This window comes from Gordonia sp. UBA5067, from assembly GCF_002414845.1.
GTDB lineage: Bacteria > Actinomycetota > Actinomycetes > Mycobacteriales > Mycobacteriaceae > Gordonia > Gordonia defluvii.
Genome location: NZ_DIAX01000027.1, coordinates 1 through 12,713 on the forward strand (window position 1 = coordinate 1; position 12,713 = coordinate 12,713).

The 12,713-nt window shown below is 65.1% G+C and carries 15 protein-coding genes and 1 pseudogene; 8 read left to right on the forward strand and 8 right to left on the reverse strand.

Going from position 1 to position 12,713, the window contains the following annotated elements; genetic code table 11:
• Positions 1-224 (forward strand): STAS domain-containing protein (locus B4M62_RS03710; protein WP_290705347.1); only part of this gene is annotated, 224 nt, incomplete at its 5' end.
• A gap of 46 nt (positions 225-270) precedes the next feature.
• Here B4M62_RS03710 and B4M62_RS03715 read toward each other — a convergent pair.
• From B4M62_RS03715 to B4M62_RS03730, 5 genes and pseudogenes are all read right to left on the reverse strand, one after another.
• Positions 271-1,638: an FMN-binding glutamate synthase family protein gene (locus tag B4M62_RS03715; RefSeq protein WP_290705349.1), complete on the reverse strand. Its 1,368-nt coding sequence runs from the start codon at positions 1,636-1,638 to the stop codon at positions 271-273.
• Between the two features lie 126 nt (positions 1,639-1,764).
• Positions 1,765-1,869 (reverse strand): annotated as a pseudogene (locus B4M62_RS14745) (CDGSH iron-sulfur domain-containing protein); the annotation flags it as partial.
• A 68-nt stretch (positions 1,870-1,937) separates the two neighbouring features.
• Positions 1,938-2,279 carry an arsenate reductase (glutaredoxin) gene (gene arsC, locus B4M62_RS03720; RefSeq protein ID WP_290705352.1) on the reverse strand — a complete coding sequence of 114 codons (342 nt, stop codon included), beginning with the start codon at positions 2,277-2,279 and terminating at the stop codon, positions 1,938-1,940.
• A gap of 45 nt (positions 2,280-2,324) precedes the next feature.
• Entirely contained in the window at positions 2,325-2,969 is a 645-nt protein-coding gene (gene folE / locus B4M62_RS03725) for a GTP cyclohydrolase I FolE (RefSeq protein ID WP_290705355.1), read from the reverse strand.
• A complete protein-coding gene (locus B4M62_RS03730) occupies positions 2,966-3,391 on the reverse strand; it encodes a hypothetical protein (protein ID WP_290705358.1) in 426 nt (141 codons plus the stop codon). The genes folE and B4M62_RS03730 overlap by 4 nt, the downstream gene beginning before the upstream one ends.
• 88 nt (positions 3,392-3,479) lie before the next feature.
• On the opposite strand from B4M62_RS03730, the gene B4M62_RS03735 reads away from it, so the two are divergent.
• Both B4M62_RS03735 and B4M62_RS03740 read left to right on the forward strand, forming a co-directional pair.
• Positions 3,480-4,154 carry a helix-turn-helix transcriptional regulator gene (locus tag B4M62_RS03735; protein ID WP_290705361.1) on the forward strand — a complete coding sequence of 225 codons (675 nt, stop codon included), beginning with the start codon at positions 3,480-3,482 and terminating at the stop codon, positions 4,152-4,154.
• A gap of 49 nt (positions 4,155-4,203) precedes the next feature.
• Positions 4,204-5,010, forward strand: a complete 807-nt coding sequence (locus B4M62_RS03740; protein ID WP_290705364.1) for an enoyl-CoA hydratase-related protein — start codon at positions 4,204-4,206, stop codon at positions 5,008-5,010.
• Positions 5,011-5,070: 60 nt separating this feature from the next.
• Here the strand turns inward: B4M62_RS03740 and B4M62_RS03745 are convergent, their stop codons facing one another.
• On the reverse strand, positions 5,071-5,454 hold the full coding sequence (locus B4M62_RS03745) for a VOC family protein (protein WP_290705367.1): 384 nt from the start codon (positions 5,452-5,454) through the stop codon (positions 5,071-5,073).
• Positions 5,455-5,520: 66 nt separating this feature from the next.
• Here B4M62_RS03745 and B4M62_RS03750 point away from each other — a divergent pair, with 66 nt between their 5' ends.
• The gene (locus B4M62_RS03750; protein WP_290705370.1) at positions 5,521-6,255 is read left to right on the forward strand and encodes a TetR/AcrR family transcriptional regulator; all 735 of its coding nucleotides are present in this window, start codon (positions 5,521-5,523) and stop codon (positions 6,253-6,255) included.
• Here the strand turns inward: B4M62_RS03750 and B4M62_RS03755 are convergent.
• The gene (locus B4M62_RS03755; protein ID WP_290705373.1) at positions 6,242-6,877 is read right to left on the reverse strand and encodes a response regulator; all 636 of its coding nucleotides are present in this window, start codon (positions 6,875-6,877) and stop codon (positions 6,242-6,244) included. The two genes, B4M62_RS03750 and B4M62_RS03755, sit on opposite strands and share 14 nt — an antisense overlap.
• Positions 6,867-8,096 (reverse strand): sensor histidine kinase, encoded by a 1,230-nt coding sequence (locus B4M62_RS03760; protein WP_290705376.1) that lies wholly within the window; start codon positions 8,094-8,096, stop codon positions 6,867-6,869. The genes B4M62_RS03755 and B4M62_RS03760 overlap by 11 nt, the downstream gene beginning before the upstream one ends.
• Before the next feature lie 221 nt (positions 8,097-8,317).
• Between B4M62_RS03760 and B4M62_RS03765 the strand changes: the two genes are divergently transcribed.
• From B4M62_RS03765 to B4M62_RS03780, 4 genes are all read left to right on the forward strand, one after another.
• Complete coding sequence (locus tag B4M62_RS03765) at positions 8,318-9,355, forward strand: ABC transporter permease (protein ID WP_290705379.1); 1,038 nt, start codon at positions 8,318-8,320, stop codon at positions 9,353-9,355.
• Positions 9,352-10,035, forward strand: a complete 684-nt coding sequence (locus B4M62_RS03770) for an ABC transporter ATP-binding protein (RefSeq protein ID WP_290705382.1) — start codon at positions 9,352-9,354, stop codon at positions 10,033-10,035. The genes B4M62_RS03765 and B4M62_RS03770 overlap by 4 nt, the downstream gene beginning before the upstream one ends.
• 99 nt (positions 10,036-10,134) lie before the next feature.
• Complete coding sequence (locus B4M62_RS03775; RefSeq protein ID WP_290705385.1) at positions 10,135-10,461, forward strand: GlsB/YeaQ/YmgE family stress response membrane protein; 327 nt, start codon at positions 10,135-10,137, stop codon at positions 10,459-10,461.
• A gap of 113 nt (positions 10,462-10,574) precedes the next feature.
• On the forward strand, positions 10,575-12,713 hold a 2,139-nt coding region (locus B4M62_RS03780), incomplete at its 3' end, for an excinuclease ABC subunit UvrA (RefSeq protein WP_290705388.1).

Here is a 12,713-nt window from a genome sequence, read left to right on the forward strand (position 1 = left end):
CACTCTTAGGTCCGAAGAGCCAGTTTGATTACGCCGGCGACCCCAACCGGGTGATTATCGATCTGACCGATGCCGACATCTGGGATGCTTCGACCGTCGCCGCCCTTGATGCCGTCCACAGCAAATACGCGGCCAAGGGCAAACACGTCGAGATCGTCGGCCTCGACGGCGCCAGTCTCGATCGCTATCGACGCTTATCCGGTGAGCTGACCTCGGGTCATTAACTGCACCTGCGAATCCGCCACCACATACCGGTAGCACCCACTACTGCTAGTCGTTGCGACCGGCAGTCCGCCCGAAACCAGACCAGGGAATTCCAGCGAGATCGGCCACTTCCCGTTTCCAACTGGCTAGGTCGTCGAGTACGAACTGATCTAAATGATGGTGCCCGCAAGCACGGGCCATCACCTTCATGAGTTCGACGCTGGCTGACATGAATCGGGCGAGTCGCTGCGGTGCCGTCGCACGATCAATACGAGCTCGCAAGGTGGGGTTCTGGGTGGCGATACCGGACGGACAGCGGTTGGTGTTGCACATTCGTGCCGCGACGCAGCCAATTGCCTGCATCGCCGAGTTCGCCACTGCAACACCATCGGCACCCAGCGCGAGTGCTTTCGCAAAGTCCATGGGAGTGCGCAGGCCGCCGGTAACGATGAGGGTCACCCGCCCGCCGGCGCCGAGCCGGTCGAGGGTGTGCCGGGCCCGGCGCAGCGCCGGGATCGTCGGCACCGAGATGTGGTCGCGGAACAGGAGCGGCGCGTCCCCGGTGCCGCCGCCGCGACCGTCCAGGATGATGTAGTCGGCGCCGGCCCGGACGGCGAACTCGACGTCGGCTTCGATGTGTTGCGCGCTCATCTTGAACCCGATGGGCACGCCACCGGTGAGCGCGCGCACCCGGTTGGCGAAGGATACGAAGTCCTCGACGGTGTGCAACTGGGCAAAGGTCGGTGGCGAATCGGCGTCCTGACCTTCGGGTAGGCCCCTGATTTCAGCGATCCGGCCGACGACCTTGCTTCCGGGCAGGTGGCCGCCGGTCCCGGTCTTGGCGGCCTGTCCGCACTTGAAATGAAACGCCTGCACCCTCGACAGCAGGGAGTCGTCATATCCGAAGTGGGCGGACGCGTACTCGTAGAGATATCGACGGTTGGCCTGCTGTTCCTCGGGCAGCATGCCGCCTTCGCCGGAGCAGATACCGGTGCCGGCCAGCTCGGCGCCGGTGGCCAGCGCAATCTTCGCCTCTTCGGACAGCGCCCCGAAACTCATGTCACTGACCAGCAGTGGGATTTCGAGCCGCAGCGGCTTGCGTGCCTGCGGCCCGATCACCAGGTCGGTGCCAACGGCCACGTCCTCGAGCAACGGCTGGCGGGCCAACTGGGCGGTCATGAACTGGATGTCATTCCAGTCGGGAAGCTCGCTGCGCGGCACCCCCATCGCCGCCATCTCGCCATAGGGCCCCAGCACGCTCAGCCCCTCCCGAGCGAGGCGGTCGATGAAGGCGACGGTCGGCTCCTCCGCGGTCGGAACGGCTCGGGGCGCTGAGTTGGCCGACAGTGTGGGCTCGACGGCGGCCGTCGGCGGAGTCTCGGTCAACTCGGCATCATCGAGCGAGTAGGGCTTGCCGACCATCTCGTCGGGCACTCTGATGTGGTGCCCATCGCAATAGGGCGCATCATGCGTCTGTTTACAACGGCACAGCCACACCCGGCCGCTCTCAGCGGGCGTGAATGCGATCGGGGTGAAGCCGGTGCCCAAATGCGAGTCATCGCAAAGTGGCTGGTTTTGCGACCGTCCGCACCGGCACCACAAGTACTCGCGACCGGCCTCGACCTCAACTTCGATCGGCGTGTTCGCCGCCACCACAGGTTTCACCGATCCGACCCCTTAGTCTGCCTGTCCACTGGGAACGCTAGCCGCAAGCCGCGTCGCCGAGGAGCAACTCAACCGATCTGATCGAGGGTGTCGGGGTCCCGGGCCAACCAGGTCCCCCCATCGGTCACGACGAAGGGCCGTTGGATCAACTGCGGGTGTGCCGCCAACGCACCAAGAAGCGCTTCGTCGTCGGCATCCTCGAGTCCCAGCGAGCGGTATTCGGGCTCGGTGTCGCGCACCACCTGGCGCACCGACAGGCCGGCATCGGCGATCAGAGTCCGCAGTTGTTCGACGGTGGGCGTCTCGTGCAGGTACTCGACGATCGTCACTTGCGCGCCGGACTCCTGAAGGTGCGCCAATGCGTTGCCCGACTTGCTGCACCTGGGGTTGTGGTAAATCGTTGCTTTCATCGGCTACTCGCTTTCTTGTTGTGAATGTCACTGGCCCGTGCGGGCTCAGCCCCGGATCAGGTCCAGGAATTCTCGACGGGTGGATTCGTTCTCGCGCAGACGCCCGCGCACGGCGGAGGTCACCGTGGAGGTTCCGGTAGCATGCACCCCGCGCATCGACATGCACAGATGCTCGGCTTCTACGACCACACCAATCCCCCGCGGTGCTAGATGCTCATCCAGCCAGTCCGCGATCTGCATGGTCAACCGCTCCTGTACCTGCAGGTCGCGCGCGAAGAGTTCAACGACCCGAGCGAGTTTGGACAATCCCAGAATTCTCTCGCCGGGCAGATAGGCGACGTGCGCAACACCCCGGAACGGCAGCATGTGGTGCTCGCACAATGAGGTCAAAGGAATGTTGCGGGCCAGTACTAATTCGTCGTACCCGGCATCGTTGGGAAAGGTTGTCAGGTCGAACATCGCCGGGGTGAGGAGCTCCCGGTAGGCCGCGGCCACCCGGCGAGGGGTGTCGTGGAGGTGTGTCGACTCGGCATCGCGCCCCAATGCGCGGAGCAGATCGACGACGGCATGTTCGGCGGCTTCGATGTTGACCTCAGGTACCTGACGTCCCGCCCGAACAGCAACCGGCGGCTCCGGAGCGGAAACGGTGGGATTGCCGGCAGGGGTGTCGGCGAGGTTGTGGAGACTCATCGTGTCAGCTTTCCGGTGTAGGAGACGGCCAGGCGAGAAAGGGCCAAGGCGGCAACCAACAAGCCGAAATCGCGTAACGCAACGTCGTAATAGCCGGGCAGTGTCAGGAGGTTGACGATGATCCCGAGCAACCAGGCCGCGACGACGAGCGCGCCCCAGCGCGGAACGATCGCCACCAAGACGCCAGCGATGATCTCGATCGCGCCGATGAGGTACATCCCCTGCGCAGCCGTGCCCGGCAAGATGTGGTCGATCCAGGGCGCGAGGTACCCCGGCCAGTCGGTGAGTAGGTTGAGGAACTTGTCGACGCCAAACAAGATGGGAGCCACGGTGAAGACGGTGCGCAAGAGCAGGAATGCTTGATAGCCGGGTTCAGTCAATTGGGTTTTGTCGATGTAGGCATGTGCGCGAGTGGTGGTCATTCTTCCTTCTCCTTCTAATGGACGGTAGAATGGACTTTAGTAACCTCTCGTTGATTAAGTCAACCTTCATTGGTTTTAGAAAGTGGATATGGACGCCTACCAGGATATTTCGGCAGTCGCCGCCCTAGACGAACCGCTCCGTCGACGGCTCTACCAGTACGTCTGCGCCAGTGAGCACTCGGTGGGACGCGATGAAGCCTCGGCAGCTGTCGACTTGCCCCGTAAGACGGCGGCGTTCCACCTCGACAAACTCGTCGAGGCCGGGCTCCTTACCGTCCATTTCGCCCGACTCACCGGCCGCAGCGGCCCCGGCGCGGGGCGACCCTCCAAGCTATATTCCCGCGCCGAGCACCCGATATCGATCCAACTCCCCGAACGTTCCTACGAGCTAGCGGCACAGCTGCTGGCGCAGGCGGTTGAGGACGCCGAGTCGACCGGGGTATCACCCCAGGACAGCCTCAACTCCCGGGCGCTCGAAGCCGGACGGGTCGCGGGCACGGCCGAGCGCAAGACGGGCGACGGCGGGCTGATCGAGGTATTGACTCGCTGCGGTTACGAACCACGCTATGACGGTGACGACATTGTGATGGCCAACTGCCCATTTCATTCCCTTGCCAAGCAGCACACCGACCTCGTGTGCGCGATGAACCTTGGACTTATCGAAGGGATACTCGATGGCGCCGATCACGCTGCACGCCGGGCTCGGCTGGTCCCAGATGAACGGTATTGCTGCGTTCGCATTGGGCACCGAGCGGATAGCTGACACGGCTAACCTACGGTCAGCCCGATTGTCGTCGACGAAAGTAGCCTCCATGCCCGACTCCCCCGCTGCACCACCGGTTCTCGTCGAGCGCGTTGACCACGTCTGCGTGCTGACGATCAACCGGCCCGAAGCGCGCAATGCGATTAACGGCGCGGTGACCGATGCGCTTGGTCAGGCCTTGGCCGAGGCCGACGCCGACCCGGAGATTCGCGCCATCATCCTCACCGGGGCCGGCGACAAGTCCTTTTGCGCAGGCGCAGACCTCAAGGCCCTCTCGCACGGGGAGAACATCGGCCCGAGTGATCCCGAGCACGGAAAGTGGGGGTTCGCCGGCGTGGTCAGCCATCCGGTGAGCACCCCGGTGATTGCCGCGGTGAACGGTACCGCCCTCGGCGGTGGAACCGAACTCGTGCTCGCCGCCGACCTCGCGGTCGCGGCAAAGTCGGCGAGCTTTGGACTCCCCGAAGTCAAACGTGGTCTCTTCGCCGCGGCCGGCGGGGCGTTTCGAATTGTGGACGCCGTGCCCAAGAAGATCGGCATGGAACTACTACTCACCGGCCGTCCAATCACACCCGAGCAAGCACTTGGTTACGGACTGATCAACCAGGTCGTGCCCGACGATCAGCTCCGTACCGCCGCGCTCGATCTCGCGCGCGAGATCGCGAGCAACGCACCGCTGGCCGTCCAGGCATCAAAAAGGTTGGCGCAACGGATCGTCGACGATGCGGTTGCCGGCGACGCAGAGCAGTGGGCGGCCAACACCCGAGAGCTCGGCGTCGTCTTCACCAGCGAGGATGCCATCGAAGGTCCACTCGCCTTCACGCAGAAGCGCGCACCCGTGTGGAAAGCGCGATAGGCCACGGGACACTTGACCGCTCGCACCGGCGCACCTGGTGCGGGCGGTCGGTCGTATGGGTTATGACACCCACTGGACCAGCTGGACGATGATCCCGTTCGGATCGGAGAACTGGCAGTACCGCTCACCCCACGGCTCGGTTTCGGGTTCTGTCACCACCGATGCGCCCGCGCTCGCCATCGTCGCAAACGCAACATCGACGTCGTCGACAACGAAGGCCAGCAGGAGCCCCTCCCCTGCGCTGCCCGCACGACTTGCCGGCTTGAAGGTGGACAGTCCGGTGCGCAAGAAGATGATGTTCACGGTCCGCTCAACGGGGTGCTCCAGGGAGATGAACCCATCATCGGACATCGCAACGCGAAAGCCGAGATGGGTGCAAAGAAAGGCTGCGGAGGCCTCCGGGTCGACGACGTTGAGCGAAATGGCGGTGGAGCTGATGTTCATTGGGGTCCCTTTCCCGTATGTGATACGGTCCACATAACTCGTACGCAGTACGGTATATTCCGAGAGATGGAAACCATCGACCTCCTCTGGCGCGCCGAGATCACCCCGAATCGTCGCGGCCGGCCCCCCAAATACACCACGGACCAGGTAGTCGAGGCGGCCATCACCGTCGCCGATCGGGTTGGATCGGCGTTCTCGTTGCGCGACGTCGCCAGCGAAGTGGGCATCCCGGTGATGTCGCTCTACTCGTATATCGACAGTCGGGAACAGCTCCTCGAACTGATGATCGACGACGTGCATGCCCAGATGGCGCGGATCCCCCTCGCCGGGGATTGGCGCAGCCGACTGACCGCCGTCGCCGACGACAATCTGACCCTGTTCGCCGATCACGGCTGGCTGGCTGACGTCGAATCTGAGCGCGCCATCCTTGGCCCGGGCACCTTGACGAAGTACGAGTACGAACTCGAGGCGATTAACGACCTCGAACTCACCGATACCGACAAGGACGCCGCGCTGAACGTCGTCCTCGACTTCGTCAAGGCCAGCGCGCGCGCACTGGCCCACGCAACACGCGAACGGACACACGAAGACCCCCAGCAATGGTGGGAGCGCGAAGGCGCGAAACTCGCGGTCCTCGGCATCGAGGCGCGCTTCCCGCTGGCTTCGCGCATCGGCACCGCCGCCGGCGAGGCGCAGGGTGCGGCCCGAGACTCGCGACGCGCCTACGAGTTTGGTCTACCGGTGATCCTCGACGGACTCGCCGCCCGGCTCGCCGACCACTCATGCGTCAGCGGCGGATGAGGCCCAGATCCGTGGCGCTGGCGACCGCGGCGGTCCGCGAATCGACATTGAGTTTGGCGTAGATGCGGGCCAGGTGGGATTTGACGGTCCCCTCCGTCAGGTGGAGCCGGTCACCGATGGCGTGGTTGGACAGGCCTTCGGCCACCAAGCTGAGCACCTCGGTCTCGCGACGTGTCAGCGACGCACCGGGTACGCGGAGGCGATCCATCAGCCGATCGGCGACTGTGGGAGCCAACGTCGTGCGGCCCGCGGCCGCCGTCCGCACCGCCGCCGCCAAGTCCTCCGGCGGCGCGTCCTTGAGGATGTACCCGGTGGCCCCGGCCTCGATCGCGGGCAACGTGTCGGCATCGGAATCATAAGTGGTAACGATCAGCACGCGTGGAGCGCCGACGCGGCCGGTGATCAGCGCAGTTGCCTCGGCACCCCCCATCCCCCTACCGAATTGCAAGTCCATCAGCACCACGTCGACACCGCCCTCAGCGGCCCGATCGACCGCCTCCCGGGCGGTCGCCGCCTCACCGACCACGCTCAGATCCGACTCGGCCTCCAGGACGGCGCGAAGTCCAGCCCGCACGACAGGATGATCGTCGGCCAAGAGCAACCTGATCGTGTCATCGGTCACTGACAGCCTCTGTTTCGGGTGATGCGGCGTTCTGGGCCGTCGGGATCTGAGTCGTCAGCACGGTGCCTTCGCCGGGCGCGGATTCGATGGTGAGCACTCCCCCAAGGCTACGTACGCGCGAACGCATCGCCGCCAGGCCGAAGCCGCCGGTCTCGTGATCAGGTGCCGGCAAATTCTCGGCGTCGAACCCCCGTCCATCATCGACAATCTCGAGGGCGACGTGAGTGCCTGAATAGCGTAGCGTCACGTCCACCCTGGTGGCGCCGGCATGGCGGACGGTGTTGGCGAGGGCCGACTGCGCAATGCGCAACACGGCCACATCCTGCGCGGTGGTGAGTGACGCCGGCTCGCCGACGAGGTGGAAATGCGCGGCGATCCGGTGGCGTGAACTCGTGGTGGCGCACAAGCGCTCCAGCGCCCCGGCCAGCGTGGTGCCGTCCAACGACGGCGGCGTCAGTGCGGCGACGAAGCGCCGTGCCTCGGCGAGGTTGTCCCCCGCCGCCTGGCGCGCCTGAACGACATAGTCCGCCGCATCGGCGGGCTTCGCCGGCAACGCCCGCTCGGCGGCGTGCAGCAGCAGCTGGATGCTTGAGAAGCCCTGGGCCAGCGTGTCGTGAATCTCGCGGGCCAGCCGATCGCGTTCGGCCAGCACGCCGGCGGTGTGCTGGACGGCAGCCAGGTCCGCCCGCGTCGCGGTCAACTCCTCGATCAGCCGGCGTCGACGATCACTCTCGCGGTAGAGGGCCTGATATCCCAGGACCACGGCCACCGCCACGGCTGCGCCGAGCGCCGGACCGATGGCCATGCCGGGGGTGAAGAGATGCCGGTGGACGGCAAAGCCGACGATCGCGGCCACGGCGGTGGCCGCCACCGCGACGAACGCACTCCGGCGCGGAAGAAGGTGCAGTTGCAGGAAGTACAGCGGAAACGCCAGCCAGACGGCGTCTGGGGTAAGCGTCATCAGCACCAGCCAGGCCAGCCCGAGGGCGGCGAGCCACACTGCCGCGGCCCGGCGAGACCGCCGAACCCCCGACAACGCAGGTCCGAGCCCGTAGATCACGCCGCACACCGTCGCCGCCACGACGCACCACGCGGCGTGGGGCTCGGCGTCGACTACCGACCGAGCGGCCGCGAGGCCGAGCAGGGCGACGATGAGCAGGTGCAGACACCAGTCCAGTGCCCTCGGGGTCGGGGTCGGAACCGAGTCATGGCTGTTCACAATGCGTTCCACTGTACGGATGCCGGCCGCCGCGGGCCTCCATCGAAAGTTACAACCCGGTCACCACCTTTGTGCCCGTGGATTGGGGCCTTGTGTGCGATGTGCCCAGGGGGGTGTGCGGACGACAGTGGAGCGGTAAGCAATCGAACGTCGGAAAGGACGCACATACCGTGTTCGTCGCCTGGAGAGACCTCAAATTCGCCAAGGGACGGTTCGCCTTGATGGGGGCCGTCATCGTACTCATCACCCTGCTGGTCGGCTTGCTGTCGGGATTGACCGGTGGGCTGAGCCAGCAAAACATCTCTGCGATCACGGGACTCCCCGTCGACAAGATCGCCTTTCAAGCTCCCTCCGGTGGACAGGAACTCGCCTACTCCAACTCCACCGTTACCGAGCATCAGTGGCAGCAGTGGGCCCGCGAGCCCGGTGTTCACCGCGCCGAACCCCTCGGTATCACCACCACCAAGGCCGTCGCCGGGGACAGGAGTTCGGCAGTATCGGCCTTCGGCGTCGAACCCCGGTCGACCCTCGCTCCCGACAGTGACCGGATCGATGACAACTCGACGGTGTTATCAACCGCTGCGGCCGACAGCCTCGGCGTCAAGACCGGCGATACCGTTACCGTGGCGGGTCGGGCACTGACCGTCGCCGGCGTCGCCGGCGATGCCTACTTCAGCCACACCCCGGTAATCTGGACCACGCGGGAGACCTGGCAAAAGGTGGCACCGCCGTCGGCCGACGGCACAGGGCCGACCGCCACCGTCATCGCACTGACCACCGGTCCCGGTGTGGACCTTGCCGCCAATGACAACCAAATCGGCACCAAGTCGGTTTCCCCCAAGGAATCGCTGTCGGCGATCGGCGCCTACACATCCGAGAACGGCTCACTGCAGCTAATGCGAGCATTCTTGTTCGCCATTTCCGCGCTCGTCGTCGGTGCGTTCTTCACCGTCTGGACGATTCAGCGCAGCGGTGACATCGCCATCCTCAAGGCCCTGGGTGCGTCTACGGCCAGCCTTCTCAAAGATGCCCTCGGGCAGGCAGTGATCCTGCTGGTCGGCGGAACCCTGATCGGCACGGCGCTAGCCGCCGCCCTGGGCGCACTGGTAGCGGGGTCGTCGATTCCCTTCCTGCTAACACCGCAAACCATTGCCCTGCCCGCCGCGGTGATGATCCTCCTCGGCGCCCTCGGGGCCGCCCTATCCATCCGACGTATCACCTCTGTTGACCCGCTGACTGCACTAGGGAGCGCACGATGAGCCTGCAACTGACCGACATCACCCTGACCTATCCTGACGGCGATGCCCGGCTGACCGCGCTGGACCGAGTCTCGCTCGATGTCCCCAAGGGCAGCCTGACCGCCGTTGTCGGACCGTCCGGCTCGGGCAAGTCCAGCCTGCTGGCCGTCGCTGCCACGCTGATCACCCCCGACTCCGGGGTCGTGACCCTTGATGGCTCGGCGACCACCGGCATGTCGCGGGGGGAACTGGCAGAGTTGCGTCGCGACAAGATCGGCATTGTCTTCCAGCAGCCCAATCTGTTGCCCTCCCTCACCGCGGCCGAGCAACTTCAGGTGATGGCGCAGATTCGCGGCGACAAGCCGCGATCGGCGCGGGGTCGCGCACTCGAACTCCTCGACGTGGTGGGCCTGGCCGAGCAGGCCGACCGTCGGCCCCACCAACTCTCCGGCGGTCAGCGGCAACGTGTGAACATCGCACGCGCGCTGATGAACGAGCCCACCGTCCTTCTCGTCGATGAACCCACCAGCGCCCTCGATCACGACCGGGGCGCCGCCATCGTCGATCTGATCACGCGGCTCACCCATCAGCAGGCAACGGCCACGGTTCTCGTCACCCACGACCGCACACATCTGACCGCGGTCGACCAGATCGCCGAGGTCCGCGACGGCCGTCTCAGTCACCTGGAATTGGCCTACTGAACCAACACATTCTCGTGATCGCTTATCCGGACATTTCGCGGCAGTTGTGACACGGTGGAAGAACCCCGATCGTCGGGGTGTAACCGTTGAGGAGACACCATGACCATCATTACGGCCACCACTTTCGAAGCGGCGACCGAACTCGTTGCCCGATCGACCACCATGTCCCAGCAAGTCGGCTGGATCGGCTACATCATCATCGGTGCGCTCGCCGGCTGGATCGCGGGCAAGATCGTCAAGGGCGGTGGCTCGGGCGTTCTGATGAACATCGTCATCGGCATCGTTGGCGCACTCGTCGGCGGATTCCTGCTGAGCTTCTTCGTCGACACCGCGGGCGGCGGCTTCTTCTTCACCCTGTTCACCGCGGTGATCGGCTCGGTCATCCTGCTGTGGATCGTGGGCAAGCTGACCGGCTCAGCGAAGTAGCCGCAGGTCCAGCAACTGTTTCGCCGATCCAGCATCGATCGCTGCTGGATCGGCGAAACGCTGCGGGTTAGAGGGCCGCCCGCCGGTTGCCGAACGGACTACTGTTCGTGGACATGTCCCCCACCGCCGCTTCCACCCCACCCGTGCATCCAGCCGATTCGCACGAACTGATCCGAGTCGTCGGCGCCCGGACGAACAATCTGCGCAACGTCAGCGTCGAACTTCCCAAGCGGCGGCTCACGGTCTTCACCGGACTGTCCGGATCGGGGAAGAGTTCCCTGGTGTTCGGCACGATCGCCGCCGAATCACAACGACTCGTGAACGAGACCTACAGCGCGTTCGTACAAGGGTTCATGCCGAGGCAGAACCGGCCCGACGTCGACGTGCTGGACGGGCTGACCACGGCGATCATCGTCGACCAGGAGCGGATCGGCGGCAATCCCCGTTCGACGGTCGGCACGATCACCGACGCCAACGCCATGCTGCGGATCCTGTTCAGCCGGTGCAGCGAACCCCACGTCGGGCCGTCGACGGCCTTCTCCTTCAATGTGCCGACCGTCAGCGGAAGCGGCGCAATCAAAATCGGCGACAAGAAAGCCAAAAAGGCCACCTTCGAGAGTCTCGGCGGCATGTGCGCGCGCTGTGAGGGCATGGGGGTCGTCTCCGACGTCGACCTGACCGAGATCTACGACGAGACGAAGTCGTTCACCGGCGGCGCCATCAAGGTGCCCGGCATCACCCCCGACGGCTGGTACGGACGCGTGTACGGTGGCTCGGGCCTCTTCGATCCAGACAAGCCGATCAAGGACTTCACGGCACGCGAACTCAACGCCTTGCTGTACCAAGAGGCGACGAAGATCAAGGTCGACGGGATCAACATCACCTACGAGGGCATCATCCCCCGGATCCAGAAGTCCATGCTGTCCAAGGACATCGACTCCGTTCAGCCGCACATCCGGGCGTTTGTCGAGCGCGCGGTCACCGCCACCGTCTGTCCGGAGTGCGACGGCACGCGGTTGGCCGAACACGCCCGGACCGCGACGATTAGCGGGATCAGCATTGCCGACGCCTGCCGCCTGCAAATCAGTGACCTGGCCCAGTGGGTGCGCAGTCTCGATGAACCATCGGTCGCACCATTGCTGGCCAGTCTCGGCGATTCGCTCGATTCCTTCGTCGAGATCGGCCTGGGGTACCTCGCGCTCGAACGGCCCACTGGCACCCTCTCGGGCGGCGAGGCCCAGCGAACTAAGATGATCCGCCACCTCGGCTCCTCGCTCACCGACATCACCTATATCTTCGACGAGCCGACCGTCGGGCTCCATCCGCACGACATCACGCGAATGAACGGCTTGTTGCTCCAACTGCGCGACAAAGGGAACACCGTGCTGGTGGTCGAGCACAAGCCGGAGACGATCGAGATCGCCGACCATGCCGTCGACCTCGGTCCGGGTGCCGGCGCCGAGGGTGGAACGATTTGTTTCGAGGGCAGCGTCGCCGGGCTGCGCGCCAGCAACACACTGACCGGTCGCCACCTCGGCGACCGCGCGGCACTGAAGAATCAGGTGCGCGAGGCGAACGGCGTCTTGCAGATCCGCGGCGCATCCACCAACAATCTCGACGACGTGGACGTGGACATCCCACTCGGGGTGCTGACCGTTGTCACCGGCGTCGCAGGATCGGGCAAGAGCTCCCTGATCCGTGGATCGGTCGCGCCGCTCGCCGATGTGGTCACGATCGACCAGAGCGCGATTCGGGGCTCCCGGCGCAGCAATCCGGCGACCTACACGGGCCTCCTCGAACCGATCCGCAAGGCATTCGCCAAGGCCAACGGCGTCAAGCCTGCCCTCTTCAGTGCGAATTCGGAGGGCGCGTGTCCAACCTGCAAGGGCAACGGCGTCATCTACACTGACCTCGTCACGATGGCCGGGGTGGTGACCCGGTGCGAAGAATGTGAGGGGCGCCGATTTCGTCCGGAAGTCCTCGAGTACACGCTCGGCGGCTGCGACATCAGTCAGGTCCTGGCCCTATCGGTCAACGACGCGGCCGAGTTCTTCGGTGGCCGCACCCGGGGCGCGGAGGATGCGAAGACTCCGGCCGCCCACACGATCCTGCTGCGGCTGGCCGACGTCGGGTTGGGCTATCTGCGGATCGGGCAACCGCTGACCACGTTATCCGGCGGTGAGCGCCAGCGGATCAAACTGGCGACCCATCTGGGTGACAAGGCCGGGGTGTACATCCTCGACGAGCCGACC